Origin of the sequence: Meiothermus sp., assembly GCF_026004075.1 — a bacterium.
In the GTDB taxonomy this organism is placed as follows: Bacteria; Deinococcota; Deinococci; order Deinococcales; family Thermaceae; genus Meiothermus.
The window spans coordinates 474,085-492,500 of record NZ_BPIK01000002.1 but is presented as its reverse complement, the minus strand read 5'-3'; the positions used below and the strand labels follow the sequence as shown (position 1 = coordinate 492,500).

Annotated in this window: 19 protein-coding genes and 1 pseudogene; 11 read left to right on the top strand and 9 right to left on the bottom strand. The window is 61.8% G+C overall.

The window, feature by feature from the left end; genetic code table 11:
- Window positions 1–35 precede the first annotated feature (35 nt).
- From Q0X18_RS14830 to Q0X18_RS14820, 3 genes are all read left to right on the top strand, one after another.
- On the top strand, window positions 36–941 hold the full coding sequence (locus Q0X18_RS14830) for a pseudouridine synthase (RefSeq protein WP_297563700.1): 906 nt from the start codon (window positions 36–38) through the stop codon (window positions 939–941).
- A complete protein-coding gene (hpt, locus tag Q0X18_RS14825; protein ID WP_297564009.1) occupies window positions 859–1,383 on the top strand; it encodes a hypoxanthine phosphoribosyltransferase in 525 nt (174 codons plus the stop codon). Before Q0X18_RS14830 ends, hpt begins: the two co-directional genes overlap by 83 nt.
- 66 nt (window positions 1,384–1,449) lie before the next feature.
- Entirely contained in the window at window positions 1,450–2,127 is a 678-nt protein-coding gene (locus tag Q0X18_RS14820) for a queuosine precursor transporter (RefSeq protein ID WP_297563699.1), read from the top strand.
- Here Q0X18_RS14820 and Q0X18_RS14815 read toward each other — a convergent pair.
- A complete protein-coding gene (locus Q0X18_RS14815) occupies window positions 2,124–2,798 on the bottom strand; it encodes a hypothetical protein (RefSeq protein WP_297563698.1) in 675 nt (224 codons plus the stop codon). The genes Q0X18_RS14820 and Q0X18_RS14815 overlap by 4 nt on opposite strands.
- Before the next feature lie 181 nt (window positions 2,799–2,979).
- On the opposite strand from Q0X18_RS14815, the gene trmB reads away from it, so the two are divergent.
- A complete protein-coding gene (trmB, locus tag Q0X18_RS14810; protein ID WP_297563696.1) occupies window positions 2,980–3,900 on the top strand; it encodes a tRNA (guanosine(46)-N7)-methyltransferase TrmB in 921 nt (306 codons plus the stop codon).
- A gap of 164 nt (window positions 3,901–4,064) precedes the next feature.
- Here the strand turns inward: trmB and Q0X18_RS14805 are convergent, their stop codons facing one another.
- Window positions 4,065–4,676 (bottom strand): lysoplasmalogenase, encoded by a 612-nt coding sequence (locus Q0X18_RS14805; RefSeq protein ID WP_297563695.1) that lies wholly within the window; start codon window positions 4,674–4,676, stop codon window positions 4,065–4,067.
- Between the two features lie 77 nt (window positions 4,677–4,753).
- On the opposite strand from Q0X18_RS14805, the gene Q0X18_RS14800 reads away from it, so the two are divergent.
- From Q0X18_RS14800 to Q0X18_RS14775, 6 genes are all read left to right on the top strand, one after another.
- Window positions 4,754–5,488, top strand: coding sequence for a DUF1175 family protein (locus tag Q0X18_RS14800; protein WP_297563694.1), 735 nt, complete (start codon window positions 4,754–4,756; stop codon window positions 5,486–5,488).
- Window positions 5,489–5,500: 12 nt separating this feature from the next.
- Window positions 5,501–9,976 carry an alpha-2-macroglobulin gene (locus Q0X18_RS14795; protein WP_297563692.1) on the top strand — a complete coding sequence of 1,492 codons (4,476 nt, stop codon included), beginning with the start codon at window positions 5,501–5,503 and terminating at the stop codon, window positions 9,974–9,976.
- A gap of 9 nt (window positions 9,977–9,985) precedes the next feature.
- The gene (locus Q0X18_RS14790; RefSeq protein WP_297563691.1) at window positions 9,986–10,582 is read left to right on the top strand and encodes a hypothetical protein; all 597 of its coding nucleotides are present in this window, start codon (window positions 9,986–9,988) and stop codon (window positions 10,580–10,582) included.
- Window positions 10,583–10,793: 211 nt separating this feature from the next.
- Complete coding sequence (locus Q0X18_RS14785; protein WP_119361502.1) at window positions 10,794–11,306, top strand: winged helix-turn-helix domain-containing protein; 513 nt, start codon at window positions 10,794–10,796, stop codon at window positions 11,304–11,306.
- A complete protein-coding gene (locus Q0X18_RS14780; protein ID WP_297563689.1) occupies window positions 11,306–11,866 on the top strand; it encodes an IS630 family transposase in 561 nt (186 codons plus the stop codon). The genes Q0X18_RS14785 and Q0X18_RS14780 overlap by 1 nt, the downstream gene beginning before the upstream one ends.
- Window positions 11,867–11,933: 67 nt before the next feature.
- Window positions 11,934–12,805 (top strand): IS5 family transposase gene (locus tag Q0X18_RS14775; RefSeq protein WP_297560458.1). Its coding sequence is split into 2 segments (ribosomal slippage): window positions 11,934–12,282 and window positions 12,282–12,805, totalling 873 coding nucleotides; the frame shifts between segments, so codons are not numbered across the junction.
- On the opposite strand, the gene Q0X18_RS14770 is transcribed toward Q0X18_RS14775, so the two are convergent.
- From Q0X18_RS14770 to Q0X18_RS14740, 7 genes are all read right to left on the bottom strand, one after another.
- Window positions 12,802–14,178 (bottom strand): FAD-dependent oxidoreductase, encoded by a 1,377-nt coding sequence (locus Q0X18_RS14770; protein ID WP_297563688.1) that lies wholly within the window; start codon window positions 14,176–14,178, stop codon window positions 12,802–12,804. The genes Q0X18_RS14775 and Q0X18_RS14770 overlap by 4 nt on opposite strands.
- An 89-nt stretch (window positions 14,179–14,267) precedes the next feature.
- The gene (locus tag Q0X18_RS14765) at window positions 14,268–14,543 is read right to left on the bottom strand and encodes a hypothetical protein (RefSeq protein WP_297563686.1); all 276 of its coding nucleotides are present in this window, start codon (window positions 14,541–14,543) and stop codon (window positions 14,268–14,270) included.
- 7 nt (window positions 14,544–14,550) lie between these two features.
- Window positions 14,551–15,321: a hypothetical protein gene (locus Q0X18_RS14760; protein ID WP_297563684.1), complete on the bottom strand. Its 771-nt coding sequence runs from the start codon at window positions 15,319–15,321 to the stop codon at window positions 14,551–14,553.
- Window positions 15,318–15,872 carry a C39 family peptidase gene (locus tag Q0X18_RS14755; RefSeq protein ID WP_297563682.1) on the bottom strand — a complete coding sequence of 185 codons (555 nt, stop codon included), beginning with the start codon at window positions 15,870–15,872 and terminating at the stop codon, window positions 15,318–15,320. The genes Q0X18_RS14760 and Q0X18_RS14755 overlap by 4 nt, the downstream gene beginning before the upstream one ends.
- 255 nt (window positions 15,873–16,127) lie before the next feature.
- Window positions 16,128–16,532, bottom strand: coding sequence for a hypothetical protein (locus tag Q0X18_RS14750; protein ID WP_297563681.1), 405 nt, complete (start codon window positions 16,530–16,532; stop codon window positions 16,128–16,130).
- A 32-nt stretch (window positions 16,533–16,564) separates the two neighbouring features.
- Complete coding sequence (locus tag Q0X18_RS14745; protein WP_297563679.1) at window positions 16,565–16,921, bottom strand: hypothetical protein; 357 nt, start codon at window positions 16,919–16,921, stop codon at window positions 16,565–16,567.
- Window positions 16,922–17,248: 327 nt separating this feature from the next.
- Window positions 17,249–17,371, bottom strand: coding sequence for a hypothetical protein (locus tag Q0X18_RS14740; protein WP_297563678.1), 123 nt, complete (start codon window positions 17,369–17,371; stop codon window positions 17,249–17,251).
- A 371-nt stretch (window positions 17,372–17,742) separates the two neighbouring features.
- On the opposite strand from Q0X18_RS14740, the pseudogene Q0X18_RS14735 reads away from it, so the two are divergent.
- Window positions 17,743–17,883, top strand: a pseudogene (locus tag Q0X18_RS14735) (IS5/IS1182 family transposase); the annotation flags it as partial.
- Window positions 17,884–18,416: the final 533 nt, after the last annotated feature.

Sequence of the window (18,416 nt, the reverse complement as noted above, 5' to 3'; positions counted from 1 at the left end):
TACGCTTTGACCCGGCAAGTAATACTATGGTGGGTATGCGTTTACAGCAATTTTTAGCCCGTGCGGGGGTCACCAGCCGCCGCAAAGCCGAGGACTTAATCCGCGCGGGAAGGGTGACCATCAATCAGCAGGTCGCCACCATCGGTGCGGTCGTGCAGCCCGGCGACATTGTGCGGCTGGACGGTGAACGGGTGCGTATGCCGCAAAAAAATGTGGTCATCGCGCTACACAAACCCAAGGGTTACACCACCACCCACGAGGATGAGCACGCCGAAAAAATTGTTTACGAGCTGGTTCCCAAGCACCCTGGCCTGCATACGGTCGGGCGGCTGGACAAGGACACTGAGGGGCTGCTGCTCCTGACCACCGACGGCCATCTGACCCAGTACCTCACCCATCCCCGCAACCAGGTGCCCAAGCTCTATCGGGCCTGGTGCAAAAACGGCAAGGTTAGTAAAAAGGCCTGCCAGCAGCTGGTGCAAGGGGTCATGTTGGGGGATGGGCTGGCCCAGGCCCTCGAGGCCTACCCGGTCAAAGACGGGGTCAAGCTGGTGCTAACCGAAGGTCGCAAGCGTGAGGTGCGCCGAATGCTGGGCAAGGTGGGTTATCCGGTAGAGCGCCTGGTGCGGCTGGCCGTGGGCCCCATAGAGCTGGGTGAGCTCGAGGCCGGTGAGTGGCGCTACCTTACCCCAGAAGAGATCAAGTTGCTGTATAGCAGTGCCGAATTGCGCAAGCCAGCCCAAACCCGGAAGCCTGTCCCAACCGCTCCTCTGGTCAAATCCAAAGCCCACTCCAGCCCAAAAAACTCGCAGGCCGATGTACGAGTCCAGAAGAGTGCCGTAGAATCGAGCAGTGAGCATCTTTCGACCCGGAAACGGCAAAGTACAAATCAGCGAAACCCAAATCGCCGCCCGCATACGCGAGATGGGCGAACAGATTAAACGCGATTACCAGGGTCAGGAACCTCATCTGGTCTGTGTGCTCAACGGAGCCTTCGTCTTCATGGCCGACCTTGTGCGGGCCATTGATATGCCGCTAACCATGGACTTTTTGGCAGTCTCCTCGTATGGCGACAGCCAGAAAACCAGCGGCGAGGTGGAGCTCATAAAAGACCTGCGGCTTCCGATTGCGGGCCGGCATGTAATTGTGGTGGAAGATATCGTGGACACCGGTATCACCATCAACTATCTGTTGCGTATGCTGGAGGCTCGGCAGCCTGCCTCGCTAAAAATTGCCGCCTTGCTGTCCAAACCCTCCCGACGCCAGGTCGAGGTTCCGATCGACTATCTGGGCTTTGAAATCGAGGATGCCTTTGTGTATGGCTACGGCCTCGATCGCGGCCAGTTCGACCGCAACCTACCCTTCATCACTTCGCAGGCCTAGAAGTAGGCTGTTGCCGGGCCAGTCAAACCCAACCCTACGCGCCTCTGCAGCGCACGCCAACTTGCTATGAAAACCTATCGTTACATCGACCTCATTACAGCCCTGTTTGTGGTGGTGTTGGTGGTCTCCAATATCGCCTCGACCAAAGTGGTGCTTTTCGGCCCGTTTACCTTCGACGGCGGTACCCTGCTGTTCCCACTGGCTTACATCTTTGGTGACGTGCTAACCGAGGTGTATGGCTATAAGCGAAGCCGCCGGGTGATCTGGACTGGTTTTTTCTTATTGCTGCTCTCTGCGCTCACCTTCGGCCTGGTGAGTGCGTTGCCCACACCCAGCGACGAGTTTAGCCAAAAATCGGCGGAGGCCTTCTCTACCATCCTGGGCCTGGTACCCCGCATCGTGCTGGCCAGCCTGGTGGCCTACTGGGTGGGTGAGTTTGCCAACAGCTATATTCTGGCCCGGCTCAAAGTGGCTACCCAGGGGCGCTTTTTAGCTCTGCGTACCATCGGTTCTACCCTGGTAGGACAGGGCTTGGACACCGCCATTTTTCTGTTGGTGGCCTTTTATGGCATTTGGGACAACAACCTGCTCTGGACAGTGTTTGTCTCAAATTACATCTTTAAGGTTGGTGTGGAGGTGCTCTTCACGCCCATTACCTATGGTGTGGTGGGCTTTTTAAAGCGAGCCGAGAACGAAGACTACTACGACCGCGACACCCGCTTCAATCCATTTGCTTTGCGCTAGGGCCCCAGCTTACGCTTGAGGTAGAGCAGCAGATCTTCCAGCGCCGTTCGCAAAGCCCGTTGCTCACGCAAAATCGCCTCGATGCGATCTTCGGGAGTAGCCAGGGTCAGGGTCTTGAAAATCATGTTGGTGTTACCGCAGCGGGGACAGGGCACCGCCGGAGGCGAGCTGGCCGGGGCATAAAAGATGCGGGTGTTGTCGCGGGTACACAGCATGTACTTGGCCCCCGCTGCCTCACCGCGGCGAATGGCCTCGGCCAGCTCTTTAGCTTCCTCGGAGGCATAGCCTAAGAAAAAGTCCCCCCCCATCTCTTCAATCGAGGGCAGCACTTCGCGGGTGGCCGTCAGGTCGGCCTTCAGGCCCCGGGCTGCCGTCCAGGAAATGCCGTTCCACTTAAAGTGTCGCAGGTGGCGTTTGCGGGCTTTGTCTTCAATCTCGACAATTAGGTTGACTTCGGGGTCTTTGGGGTAGTAGTACAGGCGCACTGCCGCCACTCCACTCAAGGCTGGCTCCGGGGGCAGGGTGTACGAGAGCGGGCCGTCGGTTTTGACGCGGCTGTTGTAGCCCACCAGATTCTGTAAATCGTAGAGGGTCAGGCCTGGGTGTTCAAAGTCGCCCTCCAGGAACGCCCGTACCTTGGCAAAGGCTTGCTCGAGGCCCACATCTACCATAGCTGGTTCAAGTCTACCACCCTCTGTAGGCACCGCAACGCCAGCCATCGGACTTTGTTTATCGTGACCCACGGATGCAGGTGTTGCGGGGCTCTCGCTGGCAAAAAATGCGTCTTGAAAAGCACTTTTTGCGTCCGGGGCTGTACCACTCTTTCTGAAGGCCGTTCTATAATGGCTCCTTGTGTTGATTCGTCTGGGCGAGACCGAGCTTCCTCTACCTGAAGCACCGCAGATACTCGAGGTCGGCTTTGGCGACGGGCGATTTACCGCTCAGATCGCCCAGCTATACCCCGAGTGGAAGATCCTGGGGGTGGAAGTTTCGGCGGGTTCGGTAGCCAGAGCCCTGAAGCGCTTTCGGCGCGAGGGTCTGACCAACATACGGGTTTACCACGGCACAGCCGGTTTCGCCCTGCGCAACCTGGTCGCGCCACACAGCCTGAGAAGGGTCTATGTGAACTTCCCCGACCCCTGGCCCAAGTCCAAGCACCAGGAGAATCGCCTGTTACAGCAACACTTCTTTCGCCGTCTTTCAACCCGGCTGGCCGAGGGCGGCGAGTTACTGCTCACCACCGATCACGAGGAATACTGGAGGTTCGCCCAGGCCGAGGGCAGGGCCAGTGGACTATTCGATGTCCAGACCCCACCACCCCCTGCACATCACCTCACCACTAAGTATGCGCTCAAGTGGAAGGAACAAGGGCGTCAGTTTTATCATGCGGTGTTTCGCAAAATCGCCGAGGATTCCACCCCCTGGCTTCCCCTTCCGAGGTATCCCATGCCCCATGCCTTGCTATCTGGTACACTGCCCGAAATTAAGAGCTTCGAGAAAACTGTGGTTCGTTTTGAGGGCGGCACAGCGGTGTTGCTCGAGGCCACCCGTACTTTGGATCCCCAAGGCGGCTACTATTTCCACACTCACCTCGAGGAAGAAGACCTGATTCAAGATGTGCTCCTGGAGGCCCGCCCCAGCGCCCACGGCCTGTATGTGGGCATAGGCCGTTTTGGCGCGCCACTTAGCACAGTCGGCGTTAAAGCGGCGGTGGAATGGCTGGTAGGCTGGCTCGAGGGCCAGGGGCTTCAGGTGATGCAGCGCTCGTACTAATTTCATGTGTGAGTTCCGCCCAAAGCCCCTCTTGCCGCGCCACAAAGGTTTCGGCTCTGCCGAAATCGCGTAAGCGACTCTGCCTTGGGTTTCGGCTCTGCCGAAATCGCGTAAGCGACTCTGCCCCAGGTGCTCGAGCCGCCTCCCAACCAGCTTCCGTAAGGCTACCGTGCGGCCCAGGCCAGCAGGTACTGGGCTGCGTAGTAAAGCGGCAGGCCCAGCAACGGGTTCAGCGGCTGCTGCACCACGAAGCGCTGGCGGGCCACGAACAGGTCGGAAAGGTAGAAGAGCAGCGCCCCCAGCCAGATCTCGCTCTGGGCAGTGCCCAGCCCAGCCCAGAGCATCAGGCTGATGACCACCCCGTAGGCCAGCACCGGGGCCTTCCAGCCTCCCAGATGGGGCCATAGCCAGCGCAGCCAGCCATACCCCATCGCCAGCACCAGCAGCAAACCCCCCAAGGAGGGCGTGCCTACCTGCGCGAAAGCCCCCAGGTAGGCCAGGTGGGCCAGCAGAAAGGCCCCCAGACCGGCCAGAAAAGCCCGGCTCGAGCCAAAGAGCAAAAGCACATCCCCCACCGCCGAAAGCAGCAACCCCACCAGCACAAGCTGTGCGAACCAGCCTTCCACGCCCAGGCTAAGGGCGAAGAGCAGGAAGCCCAGCGAGCACAGGGATTTGAAGAGGGCTCGAGCCGCGCGCCGGTTCTGCCACTCTGCCCACAGCAGCCCCACTAGGCTGAGTCCCCCCAGCCCAAGCACCCCCCAACTCCAGTCGTTCATAACGTTCCACACCGCCTTGAGCCGGCCTTTAGACGGCCTCTAGCTTACCCTGGGTCACGCTACAATCGGAATTGGTCATGAAACACCGGGCCAGCAGGCAGTGGGTGGGGCTACTAGGGTTGATTCTGACGGTAGGTCTGGCCGCGCCGTCGTCTAACCTTGCCGACCTCGACCAGGACGGCTACCCCGACGTTGCCGAGTTCCACAGTGCCGCCCAGCGCGAGGCGTTTTTGGAGTGGTTTGCGGCCATTGCCGAGGCCCAGTTCACCGCCCCCTCGCCCGCCTGGCCCCCCCAGGAGCAGGACTGCGCCGGCCTGCTGCGCTTTGCCTTTTTTGAGGCCCTGAAGCCCAAAACGGCAGCCTGGTTCCAGAAATTTCCCTACCTGCCCAGGGTAGCAGCCCCGCCCCTGAGCGCCTATCCCCTGCCCCAGATTGGCCGCGCGGTCTTCCGCATCGAGCCGGGGGCCTACCGCCCGGACGATGTGCAGGCTGGCCGCCTGGTACCCTGGGCCAGCGCCATGTATCTGATGCGGTACTCGAGCGTCTTCCTGGGCCGCACCCCCGACAAAGCCCGGCGCGGCGACCTCTTGTTTTTCGTGCGCCCTTTGGCCCGGGGCTCGGCCTATCACAGCATGGTGTACCTGGGAAATAACCTGGTGGTCTACCACACCGGCTACGCCCCCTCCGAAGGGGGCGAGGTGCGCATGGTGAGCCTGGAAACCCTGAACAAGCACCCCCAGAAATACTGGCACCCCCGGCCCGACAACCCCCACTTTTTGGGCTTTTACCGCTGGAAAATTGTGAGTTATTAGGAGGCTATGGAGATGAAGCGTTTTGGGCGAGCAGGGTTCGGCATATTTGGGTTGTTTTTGTTGAGTCTGATACCAGGGTCGGCCCAGCGCCCGGAACCCCAGTTGTACGGCGGCGGAACCTACAGCCCCACCCAGCCGGTGCGGCTGGAGTACTATCTGCCGGGGGGTGGCCACAGCCAGATCCGTATCCTGCGGATTCGCAACCCCGAGAAAGTGGTGGAACTGGGCGGCCCGCGCGACTTTCAGCGCACCGGCGAGCTGGATCTGTCGCCGGTGCGTACCGTGCCGGTCTTTCGCACCCAGAATAGGCCCTACGGCGAGGTGAGCCTGGGGCGGCTACCCGAGGGCCTGTACCTGGCCCAGATTGGCGCCCCCCGCCCTACCTCGGCCACGCTGATCCTGGTGACCAACCTGGGGCTGGTGGTCAAGTCGGAGCCGCAACGAATCCTGGCCTATACCGCCAGCCTGGATAGCGGACAGCCGCGCACCGCCCAGATTTTTGTCTCCAAGGACCGGCGCATCGTGCAGCAGGGGCGGGCCGAGGGCGGGCTGGCCCTGCTCCAGAGCAACCTACCGGATACCGAAAATCTGTTTGTGGCGGCCCGCTCGGGCAGCTCCTGGGCCTTTAGCAGCGCCTACTGGCAGCGCTGGAACCTGGAAAAGAACCGGCTTTATCTGGTCACCGACCGCCCGGTCTACCGCCCCGGCCACACGGTGTTTTTCAAGGGTACCGCCCGCAGCGCCAGCGGCCTGCGCCCCATCACCAATCAGCCGGTGGAGGTGGTGGTGCGCGACTTCGACGACAACGAGGTGTTCTCGGGCCGCTTCAGCACCGACGCCTACGGCAGCTTTTCCGGGCAGTTTCGCCTGGGGCTGGACGTGCGGCTGGGCGGGTATACGGTGGTGGCCCGTCTACAGGGCGAGGAGCACACCGGCGAGTTCGAGGTGCAGGAGTTCGTCAAGCCCGAGTACCGCGTGGAGGTGGCCCCCGAGAAACCCGTAGCGGTGCAGGGGGAGAAGGCCCGCTTTGTGGTGAAAGGCGAGTACCTGTTTGGCGGGCCGGTGGCGGGCGGCAAGGTCAGCTACGCCCTCATCCAGCGGCCCTACTACCGCTTTGCCTACGTCTCGAGCTTCGGTTTCTACGAGAATTTCGACTACGAAGACACCTACGAGGGCCGGATCATCGAGCGGGGCGAAGGGCGGCTCAATGCCCAGGGGGAGCTGGTAGTGGAGGTGCCCTTGAAGCCCCTGGGGGAAGACTACCGGCTGACCCTCGAGGTCGGTGTCACCGACGAGGCCGGGCGGGAGATCAGCGGAACCGGGTTTCTCACCGCCTACCGGGCCGGCGTGGTGCTCAACGTCCGCACCGACCGCTACGCCTACCAGACCCAGGACATCCTGACCGTCACCGTGCAGGCCGAGGACCTCGAGGGCAACCCGGTCGCGCTGCCCTTCACCCTGAGCGCCAACCGCGCCTACTGGGCGCGGGGCCGGGGCGAACAGCAGGAACGCACCGCCCGCCTCCAGGGGCGCACCGACGCCAGGGGCCAGGCCACGCTACAGCTCAGGCTGCCCAGGCAGGGCTCGTATGCCCTGGTGGTGGAGGCCCGCGACAGCGCCGGGCGGGCCACCCAGGCCCAGGAGGGGGTCTGGGTCTCGGACGGTTCGTACTGGTTCTGGGACTATAAAAGCCTGAAGATTACCCCCGACAAGCCCCAGTACAGGGTGGGCGAGACCGCCCGCTTCGTGGTGCAGTCGCCGGTGGCCGACGGCTGGGCCCTGGTGAACCTGGAAGGCCCGGGCCTCCGCAAGCCCGAAATAGTGCGCTTCCGGGGCTCTACCTTCACCTACGAGCTAAAGCTCACCCCGGAGATGGCCCCCAACGGCTACCTCGCGGTCACGGTGCTGGGGGGTGGCGAGTACTACAGCGAGGTAGCGGGCTTTTTGCTGCCACCAGCGGAGAAATTCCTGAACGTGGCGGTGGCCTCCAACAAAACCACCTACAAGCCGGGCGAGACCGCCATCTACCGGCTCAAAGTGACCGACGCCAGCGGGCATCCGGTGAAAAGCCAGGTCACGCTGGGCCTGGTGGACGAGGCCATCTACCTGGTACGGCCCGAGAAAGCCCCGGACATCCGGGCCTTCTTCTGGGGCCTGAAGTCCAACGTGGTGGGCACCCAGACCGCCGGAGGCTTCTACTTTGGCAACGTGGCCCCAGCACCTGCTGTAGCAGGCCGGGCCCCGATGGACAAGGCCGTCTTTGGGCAATCCAAGGAATCGCTGGCGGCGCCCAAAGTGCGGGAGGACTTCCGCGATACCATCCTCTGGCTGCCCGCGGTGGAGACCGACGAACAGGGCGAGGCCACGGTAGAGGCCCGCTTCCCCGACAACCTGACCCAGTGGCGCCTGACCGCCCGGGCCATCTCGCTTGCAGATACCGTTGGGCAGGCCACCCAGACCGTAACCACCACCCTGCCGGTAATCGCCCGGCTGAGCACCCCGCGCTTCTTGGTTCGGGGGGACGAGGCTACCTTGCGGGTGATCGGGCAGAACAACCTGGGCCAGAGCCAGACCGGCCAGCTACGGCTCGAGGCCACCGGGCTCAGCCTGTTCACCCCCCCTACCACACCGGCCCAGCTACCCGCAGGGGGCCGGGCCGCCGCCGGCTACCTGGTGCGAGCCCCGCAAAGCGGCACCGCTACCCTGGAAGCTGCGGCCCTCACCCCGGCCGCCTCCGATGCCCTGCGCACCCGGCTGCCCATCTTCCCAAAGGGCCTCAAGCAGGAGCTGGGCTGGGCCGGGCAGTCGGGGGATCGCTGGGCGTTTAGTCTGCCCCCCGCCACCGACCCCGGCCAGACGCGGGGCCGGCTCTACCTCACCCCCTCGCTGGCCGCCGCCGTGACCCCGGCGCTGGCCTACCTGGCCGGCTACCCCTACGGCTGTTCCGAGCAGACCATGAGCCGCTTTTTGCCCAGTGTGCTGGCCCGGCAAGCCGGCCCCCTGGCCCAGCTCCCCGAGGAGCTCGTGCAAAATCTGGACGACTTTGTGGCGGTGGGCCTCAAGCGGCTCTACGACTTCCAGCACGACGACGGCGGCTGGGGCTTCTGGCAGCACGACGACTCCTCGCTCTACATCTCGTCCTATGTGCTGACCGGGCTCTTGCAGGCCCAGGAGGCCGGTTACCGGGTGCGGCCGGAGGTGCTCGAGCGGGGCGTCGCCTACCTGCTCAAAACCCTGAACCGCCCCGACGCCCCCACCTATGCCGCCGACGCCGTGGCCTACGCCGCCTATGCCTTCGCCCTGGCCGGGCCCGCGTATATGCCCAGGGAACGTTCCTCCATCGGTACAGACTTCGTTCGTGCGCCTGGTGGCTTGCAGCGCTCCAATCAGCCGCAACTGACCCGAACCGCCTATCAACAAACCCCGCCGCTGGACTTTAGCTACCTGCAAGACTACCTGAAAAGGCCCGACCTCACCCCCTACGGCCATGCGCTCATCGTGCTGGCCTACCACCACAACGGCAACCGAACCCTGGCCGAGCAGGCCCTCGAGGGTCTCCTGGCTAAAATAACCGAACGCGAACGCACCGCCTACTGGGAGGTGCGGGCCCCGCGCTGGGCCTGGAACGACGACCGCATCGAGGCCACCGCTCGAGGCCTGGAAGCCCTGGCCAAGTTGCGCCCCAACCACCCTGCCGTCCCCAAGGTTGTGAACTGGCTGATGCAGGAGCGCCGGGGGGCCCGCTGGGTCTCCACCAAGGACACCGCCGCAGTGGTGATCGCTGCGCTGGCCCTTGCGAAGGCGACCGACGAACAGCCCGGCGAACAGGAGGTGCAGGTTCGGGTCAACGGACAGACGCAAACCCTGAAGGTTCCGGCCCGAGGGGCCGAACTCGCCCTGGAAGGCCTGAAGGTGGGCGAGAACGAAGTACAGGTCATCAGTAACAACCGCCTGTATACCAGCGGCAGCGTGAGCTATTTCGAGGAGAAGGAGTATCTGCGTCCGGAGTCCCGCGGCCTGCGGGTGGCCCGTACCTACCAGAGGCTCACCCCCCGCTACGACGCCAAAGCCGAACGTTTTGTCTACGAACAGAGCCCCCTGACCGGCCCGGTCAAGGCCGGGGAGCTGGTGCTGGTAACCCTCACCGTGCGCCCCGAGCAGGGCGCGCTGAGGTATGTGGTGGTGGAGGAACCCACCCCGGCGGGCCTGGTGGTGGTGGAAAACGACGACTCCTTCCGCATTGCCGGGGTGCGCTCGCGTTTCGGCGACGACTACTACGGCTGGAACTACTGGTTCGACGGGCGGGAGATCCGCGACCGGCAGGTGGAGTTCTTCTTCAGCTACCTGAGCGGCCCCGTCACCTTCACCTACGTGCTGCGGGCCGAGACCCCTGGCCGCTTCACCGCGCTGCCTACCCTGGCCTGGATGATGTACGAGCCGGAGGTGCGCGGGGTGGGAACGGTGCAGACGCTACAGGTGAGGGAGTGAGGTGAGCCGGTGCGCTGGCGCTGGGTGCTGCTTGCTTTTGGGGTCTTTTCCCCCCTTGCCCTGGCCCAGACCTGGCAGACCGCCAGAGCGCCCGGCTTCGTGGTAGAGACAGCCTCGCCGGAGGACGCCCGGCACCTACCCGAGGTGTTCAGGGTGCTACAAAAAGCGCGGCGGGATCTGATCGCCGCCGGCTACCCGCCGCCCCCAGCGGTGCGGGTGGTGGTGCACCCCCACCTGAAGTCCTACACCGCCGCAACCCGGTTGCCCTGGTTCATCCTGGCCGCAGCTAGCCGGAACAGAAAGCAGATTGACAGCCAGCGCTTGCGGCTTCTACTGGAGCGGGGCGCGCTGGAACATACCCTGCGCCACGAGCTCTTTCACCTGGCCCAGCCCGCGGGATGGCCCCGCTGGAAGGCCGAGGGGATGGCCCTGCGCTTTGCCGGCGACCGGCCCCGGGCCAGGCCGCTGGAAAACATCGGCGAGGCCGAGCTGGAGCGCTTGCTGGCCAGCCCGCCCGATCCGGCAACCCTGAGCCGGGCGATGGCCACCGCATTTTGGTGGGTGGGGCGCTGGCAAGCTGGCCAGAATCTGCGCCAGCGGCCTTGATGGGCGGCTTGTTTAATCCGCTCATACGCATTTCGGCAGCATCGTTCACTTTGGCAAGCCTAGCCGATACTGCCGAAATGCTTTTCTACTCCCTTCGGTCGGCTTGAATCCTTCACCTCTGACTGTGTCCAACGGTGAAGGATTCAAGCGGAAACGGTATCAATCTTGTGTCATAAGAAATCTTCAAGACTCTTTCCACTAAAATGGAGCCATGCAACTGGCCCAACATCAGCGCCGCCCCCGGTTGGAACTCCAACTGCGACACCATCCGGATAACCTCCACGCCCTCTACCGGGAGTCCCAAGACCACACCGAACGCGCCCGCTGGCACGCTCTCTGGCTGCTGGCCAGGGGTCAGAGCATCCCCGAGGTAGCCAGGAATCTGGGCTATACCGATCGCTGGGTGCGTCAGGTAATCCACCGCTACAATCAGGGCCTGCCCATGAAGAATCTGCGGCACGAGAACAAAGGCCGGGCCCCCCTCGTACCGCCCGAACTCCAGGAGGGCTTCCGCCAGGCCCTCCTCCAGCCCCATCCCAGGGACGGGCTTTGGAGCATACGCAACGCTGCGGAGTGGCTGGCTGAAAGGCTGGGACGTCCGGTGGATGGGCGGCGGGCCTGGTACTGGATGCGTCGCCTGGGCCTGGCCCCGCTGCGCCCCCGGCCGCGCCACCGGGAGGCGGATGCGAAGCGGCAGGAGGCTTTCAAAAAAAGCTCTTTCTGATGGTTTTCCTGTTCAGGTTGCTCTTTCCTGAACTGGAGTTGGAGGTGTGGGGCTTTGATGAGCGCCGAATAGGGCTGAAGCCCATCCGCCGACGGGTATGGGCCTTGCGAGGGAGGGCGCCGCTAGCGCAGGAGCGGCCCCGCTATCGCTGGCTGTATGTGTACGCCTTCATAAGACCGGGTACGGGGGAAAGCGAGTACTGGCTGCTGCCCTCGGTCTCGGTGGAGGGGTTCCAGTTGGTGTTGGAGGCCTTTGCCCGGCTACGGGGGGCGGGGGCGGGCAAGCTGGTACTGGTGGTGCTGGATCAGGCTGGCTGGCACACCTCGGGGCGGGTGGAGCCAGCCAAGGGCCTGGGGCTGTGTTATCTGCCACCCTACTCGCCCGAGTTGCAGCCGGTAGAACGAGTCTGGGGGCTCATTGACGCGGTCGTGGCCAATGGGCAGGTGCAGGATGAAGAGGAGCTGTGGGCCAAGGTGGAAGCCCGGTGCGCTTACCTACAAACCCAGCCCGCGCTTATCCAGAGCTACACCCTATTTCACTGGTGGCCGGGGGGATGTTAGGGGAATGAATCAAAAGGATTTCATATCAGAGACTGTCTTAATAGCCTCCCTCATGCTATAGTCACGCATGGAACTCAGACAAAGCCGCTACCCCAGCGATCTGACCGACCAGGAATGGGCCATACTGGCACCCCTGATGCCCCAGCCCTCCGCCGCCCCCCATCGCCCCCGGGAGAATCCCTGGCGGGAAATCCTGAACGGCATCTTCTACATCACCCGCGCCGGCTGCGCCTGGCGCATGATGCCTTATGACCTGCCCCACTGGAAAACCGTCTATCACTACTTCCGTTTGTGGCGCAAATCGGGTTTTCTGGAACAGATACATACCACCCTGCGCGAGAAAACCCGCCGTAAAGCAGGACGCCTGCCCGAACCCAGCGCGGGGATTCTGGATAGCCAGAGCGTGAAGACCTCGGGAAAAGGGGGGTCAGGGGGTATGACGCGGGCAAGAAGGTAAAGGGGCGCAAACGGCATCTGCTGGTGGATACACAAGGGCTGGTGTTGGGAGTCAAGGTGCTGCCCGCCCACCTCACGGATGCGGAGGGCGGGCGAGAGCTGCTGGAGGGGGCCAGGGGGCTGTCGAAGCGGTTGTCGCATCTGTTTGTGGATGGGGGGTACAAGCGCAGGTTTGAGGAATGGGTTCGGCGCACCTTGGGCTGGACGGTGGAGGTGGTGCGCAGGCCGGATGCCAACTTCCGGGGTATTTGGTGGCCTAAAGACCAGCCTCTTCCGGAGGACTTGGAGGAGGAAGTGCGGAAGAGGACGCGGGGGCATCGGGGGTTTGTGGTGATTCCCCGCAGATGGGTGGTGGAGCGGACGTTTGCCTGGCTGAGCTTCAATCGGAGGCTGAACCGGGACTATGAGCTTCTACCTGAGAGCTCAGAGACCTTCATCCACACAGCGATGATTCGGCTTATGGTCAGAAGATTGGCCTCCTAGAAAGTATTAAGACAGTCTCTCAGCTCGAGCATCTTCGCTACGCTGGTCACCTTGACCCGCGGGCGGCCCTGGGCCTGCCCCTGGGCGCATTCGTGCTGGTCGAGCTTGAGCCAGCGCTCGAGGGTCACGTACCGCACCCCGCGCGACTGCAATAGCTGGGTAACCGCCTCGGGGCTGGGCTCGGGGGCCCGGGGCAGGCGGGGGGCATCCTCCAACAGCAGCTTGATGGTCTCGGTGGCATCGGCCTTGTTGGTGCCAATCACCCCGCTGGGGCCGCGCTTGATCCAGCCGGCGGTGTACTCACCCAGCGCCACCTGGCCCTCGCGCAAAACCCGCCCGCCCTGGTTGGGGATGACCCCCTTGCGGCTGTCGAAGGGCACCTCGGGTAGGGGCACACCCTTGTAGCCCACTGAGCGCAGCACCATCCCCACCTCGAGCTCCTCGAACTGGCCCGTACCCACCGCGTTCAGGTTCTCGTCCAGGCGGTTTTTCTCCAGGCGAATTTTCTGCACCCGGCCCTCGCCCAGCACCGCCACCGGCGAAACGAAAAAGCGAATATGTATCCGGCGGGGCTTGCCGCTGAGGGGCCGGGCCGCAAACTCCCGCAGCACCTCGAGGTTCTTGAGCATGGCCGGATCGTGGGCGATGGAAGCCGCGCTTTTTTCGTCGAGCTCGAGCTCCTCCGGCCTGACCAGCACATCGGCGTTGAGAAGCTCGCCCAGCTCGCGCAGCTCCTTGGTGGTGAACTTGGCCTGGGCCGGCCCCCGCCGCCCCAGCATGTAGATATCGGTGACCTGGCTCTGGGCCAGCACCGGCAGGGCATGGTCGGCAATGTCGGTTCGGCCCAGCTCCTCCGCCGTCTTAGCCAGAATGCGGGTCACATCCACCGCCACGTTGCCCATGCCCACCACCGCCACGCCCCGCACATCCAGCCGGATGTCCAGGTTCTGGTAGTCGGGGTGGCCGTTGTACCAGGCCACAAACTCAGTGGCCGAAAGGCTTCCCGGCAGCTCCTCACCGGGAATGTTCAGGTGGCGGTCGCTGGAGGCCCCCACCGTGTAGACCACTGCATCGTAGTGGCGCTTTAGGTCGGCGTAGGTCAGGTCGCGGCCATACTCGACGTTGCCCAAAAACCGCACCCGTGGGTCTTGCAGCACCTTCTGCATCACCTTGGTCACCGACTTGATGGTCTGGTGGTCGGGGGCCACCCCATAGCGCACCAGGCCATAGGGGGTGGGCAGCCTGTCGAAGACATCCACCGAGACCGCCACCTCGCTCTGTTTGATCAGGGCCTCGGTGGCATAGATGCCCGAGGGCCCCGCACCAATGACTGCTACCCGTAAGGGGCGGTTTGCGTCCAACTGCTCTGCCATCTATCTCCTCCGGTTTGGGTTTGGAATCGGGCCGCGGATGCACCGCGCTCAGATAGCGCAAATCATATCCCATCATCCCGCTGCGAACACTACGGCCTGAGCAGTGCGACCAGTGCAGCGTATAACCCGGCCCCTACCCCATACAACCCCAGCCAGAGCAAATCGGCCACCCGCAGCCGCCAGCGCAGCAGTTGCACAACCCCCACCCAGAACAGCCCCAGCGAAACCACCAGGCAAAACAGGCTCAGGTAGGCGACAAACAGCGGGGCCGCTACGCTGCGGGCAAGCAGCCAGGAACCCCCCGCCATGACCAATGGGAGCCAGAGGAGCAGGGTGGCGTAGATCAGCCAGCGGCGGCCTTGCACCCCTTCATTATCGCAGGATACCGCCCAGCTCGAGCCCCCACCCGAGCCGCAGTTGCTCCCCGGTGGCCTGGAGGCTCAACAGACTGGCAAGCTGCTGTTCGGAGCGGGTCTCGAGGGTGTAGGTGGTTTTGAGGCGGAGTCCAGCACTTGGCAGAATCAGGGGCTCGAGGCTCAGCCCCAGCTCGCCCGCGAGCTGCATGCTGATCCGTTCATTAGCCACGAAACCCGTTCCCAGCGTGAAGGATAGCTGGGTGGGCCGCTCATCCAGGGCATCGTTGAGGCTTATCTGGGCCACCAAGACCACGGGGTCGCGTATCAGGCTGAGGGAAAGGCTGTACCGCAAAGCCCAGGGATAGCCCAGCGCTACTGCGACGCGGGGCTCGAGCCCACCCCACTCCGGCAGCCGGGCTTCCAAACCCAGCAGCCCGCCCAAGGCCAGTTCATACGTGCCCAGTCGCTCGAGCTCCTGGGCAAAACGCCGCTCGGTCTGAAAGTACACCAGCTCTGGTGACAAGCCCACAAAGGCCTTCCAGGTCGCATCCAGGGTAAGCTCGAGCGCGCCCGACAAGAGCAATCCGTGCTCCACCCGCGTAAATGCAAAAATCCCCCGTTCGGCCTCCTCCCCTAGCCCAGAGGTCTGCAGAGGGGCATAGCGTAGGGCAAGGCTGTAACGAAGCTGGCCCGGCCTATCCTGGGGCCGCACCAGCGAGTCTATGGGTTGGGATTGCGCCAGCGCCAGCCCGCCCAAAACAAGCAGCACACACCAGAGCCTTCTCATGGCAGCCCCCGCACCAGGCCGCGCAGACGCCCCAACCGGGCTTGCGCCCATTCCAGGGCCTGGGCCTGGCGAGCCTTAGCCAGCCCCGCCGTCCGCTCTTCCGGTAGCGGCACCAGCACCACCCCGCTGAAGCCCTTTTCCGACAGCAGCCCCTCCAACGGAAGAAGCCGCCGACCCCAGCTCGGGTCAGCCAGCATCACCTGCCCCTCCACCACCCCCACCGCCACCACGTAGTGGGGTTCGGGCTGGGTGGTGTGCAAAATCACCGGCAAACCGTCGCGTTCGAAATAGTCCCTGAGCTGTTCTAGGCTCAGCCGAAAACCCCGGCTCTCTATGCCTAAGGCCTGCATGGCCTGGCGCAGCGCCAGGACGTGGATGCCCACCTGCCGCACCTCCCCCTCGTTTTTCTGCATAGCCTGCAAGGCCAGTTCCAGCACCCTGGCCTCGTCCACATCCGCCCGGTCGTAGTAGTGGCGCAGCAGCGTAGCCACCGCCGCCGGGCCACAGGTAAACCAGTCGGTCTGCCCTACCACACCCTGGTATCGTGACACCCGATACGGTGTGGGCTGCGCCAGGCCATGAACACAAAACAGGAAAAACAGAAGTATCAGGAAGTTACGGTTCATGCTTTACTTTTTCCCAAAGAAGGTTTCCCCCACCCACAAAATGAGCCCATGCAAAACAGACATCAGCACAACAGTGTTCCAATCGGCGGGCCTCCCGAACAAAACTTTCGAGGTGGCGTAGCCTACAAATGTTAGCCTGATGTAATTACGAAGACTTTCGACAGATCCCCTCATTTTTTTTCAGATAGCTATGTCCCTTTCCCGAATAAGGCCAAGCAAGACCTTGGAAGCCACTAAGGCCAGTAAAGTAGTCGCTACCATAGCGGCTAAATATGTGGGAATGCGTGCAAGACCAAACTCCTCCCGAAAATAAACCGCCAGCACCAGTCCAGCAAAAATACCCACCAGTAAGCTAAAAACATTTCTCCGCCATGCAGGAAAGAAGACGGTCGGGTTTAGGCCCTGGGACGTGAGGGTAAGGGTAAGCGCGATAACGGTGGAAACGAGCAAAATAGTGTCCAGATTGCCATAAATAACATTTTCAAAGCTCTGGGAGCCAAGCAATGCGAAAACCAGTCCAACCAGCGCATGGCCGGCTAGACTGGCAAGAAATGTGTACGACAGAAGGAGGAGTCTATATTTCAAAGTTAGGTTACCTCAGGAGGCGCGTGAAGCTATCAGCCAGTTGTGCTGTTTAGCCAGAGGACAAGGTAGTATAGCAGCAAGTAACTAGCAACTCCCACAACAAGCAAAACGAGCCAAAATACGCCCGGCCACAGCAGGTAAACAAGAACTACGACCGCAAACGTAATAAACGACGCTTCATAGGCAGCAAATTTTCTTTGACTTCCGCGCGCAAATTTTCGCAAAAATTTCTCCTCAAGATAGGTAATGAAAGGGTGTAGGAAATATACCAAGGCGAATACAATCGTCGATTGCAAAACCAATACTCCAAGGTCACTTGAAGGCGATATAAGCTCTCGGGCAACAACTATGCCCGATGAATAAAGAAGGCTTTCTCTGAGGCGCTTCATAGGGTTTCTTATAACTTATGGACGACGACGATCTAGTGCGCCCCTAACAGTACCCGTGCCCACTGCACCACCTGCAAATTCCACCGCGTTTCCAGTGCCTCTAGGAACGTATATAGCCCTTTCGACGGCTTTACCAACCATACCAGCGGCTTTACCAATTCCAGTACCCATCGCCCCAGCAATGGCATCTTTGGCAGCATCTTTCCACGTGTAGGCTTCACCCGCGGCAGCTTTTTCCGCATAACCAGCCGCAATTGAGACAACAGCTCCCCCTATTGCCCAAAGCCACTTCCCCTCTATCTGGCTCAACTCTGCATCACTCAGCTCCTACCCCACCGGCAGCACCAGGGCCGGGTTGGTTGGCTTCAAGCTGGATTGGCTGCCCTGGGCCAGGGCCGGGGTAAGGATCAGCAGGGTGAGTATGGTTAGGACTTGAACAACTCGCTGCATGGTTCCTCCTTTTGGGGTTTCGATACCAGCGCTGGCACTACTGGTATAGCAAAACAACACACCCCCCCCCAGTGTGATTTGGACTACTTTGGTCGGCCATAACTAAAGCCTTCATTAAGGCATTGTAAGCACCGCATGGACAGGCGCCATCCGGGTTTTTAGCATGGTTCTTATGACTGTTCACCTGTTGTCATCCCTCCCCCGCACAAACCTAGAGGCTCCTAGGAACCTATCCCAAACGCGGTAGGCAGGTTATGTTTAGGACATGGAACCGACAACCCGCAAACCCTACCCATCCGACGTAAGCGATGAGGAGTGGGCCAGGGCTATACGGGCTCCGAGGCTCAGCAAGCTGCCGCCTGGGCACTGGGAGCTTTGCCTGGATGACTCGTTTTCGCCGTCTGGCCCGTGACTACGAGCGTCTTACGGAGACCCTCAAAGGTTTTCACTGGCTGGCTTTCTCCATTCTGCTTTTACCAAAAGTTCTGGATGGTTTACGTTTGGCTTCCTAGCAGGCTCTAGAAAGCAGTTTGGGAAGATCAAATAAGAGCCAAAGTGGAACAGACATCCACACAGCGCGGGAGAGGATCTCCTCCCATGTTTCAGGAAAACCAAACAACCACATGGACAACGCCTGTAAGACTACCATGAGTACAAAACACAAAGTGATTCTTCCAATCATCTTCAAAACGATGAAAAGAATCCTACCGCCTACCCTTTTGAGCGTTGTCATAGTGTCCTCTAATCGTCCCTGCCATACCCCCCGCTACGAAGTATGCCCCAACCCTTGCCGAGGCAATAGCCTCCAAGACCGAACCTCCGATCCCACCAAGAGCAGCATTACCAGCCGCACCGAGAGCCGTGCTCAAAGCTACTGCTCCCCAGTCCTCAATTCTTCCACGAGTTGTGAGCTGATGATAAACCTCCTGACCCGCGCCAAAAGCCGCACCCAATAGAAGATTAGCTGGCAAGAAATGCGTACGACAGAAGGAGGAGTCTACACTTCAAAGTAGCTTACCCCAAGGAGATGTATGTGGTTATCGGT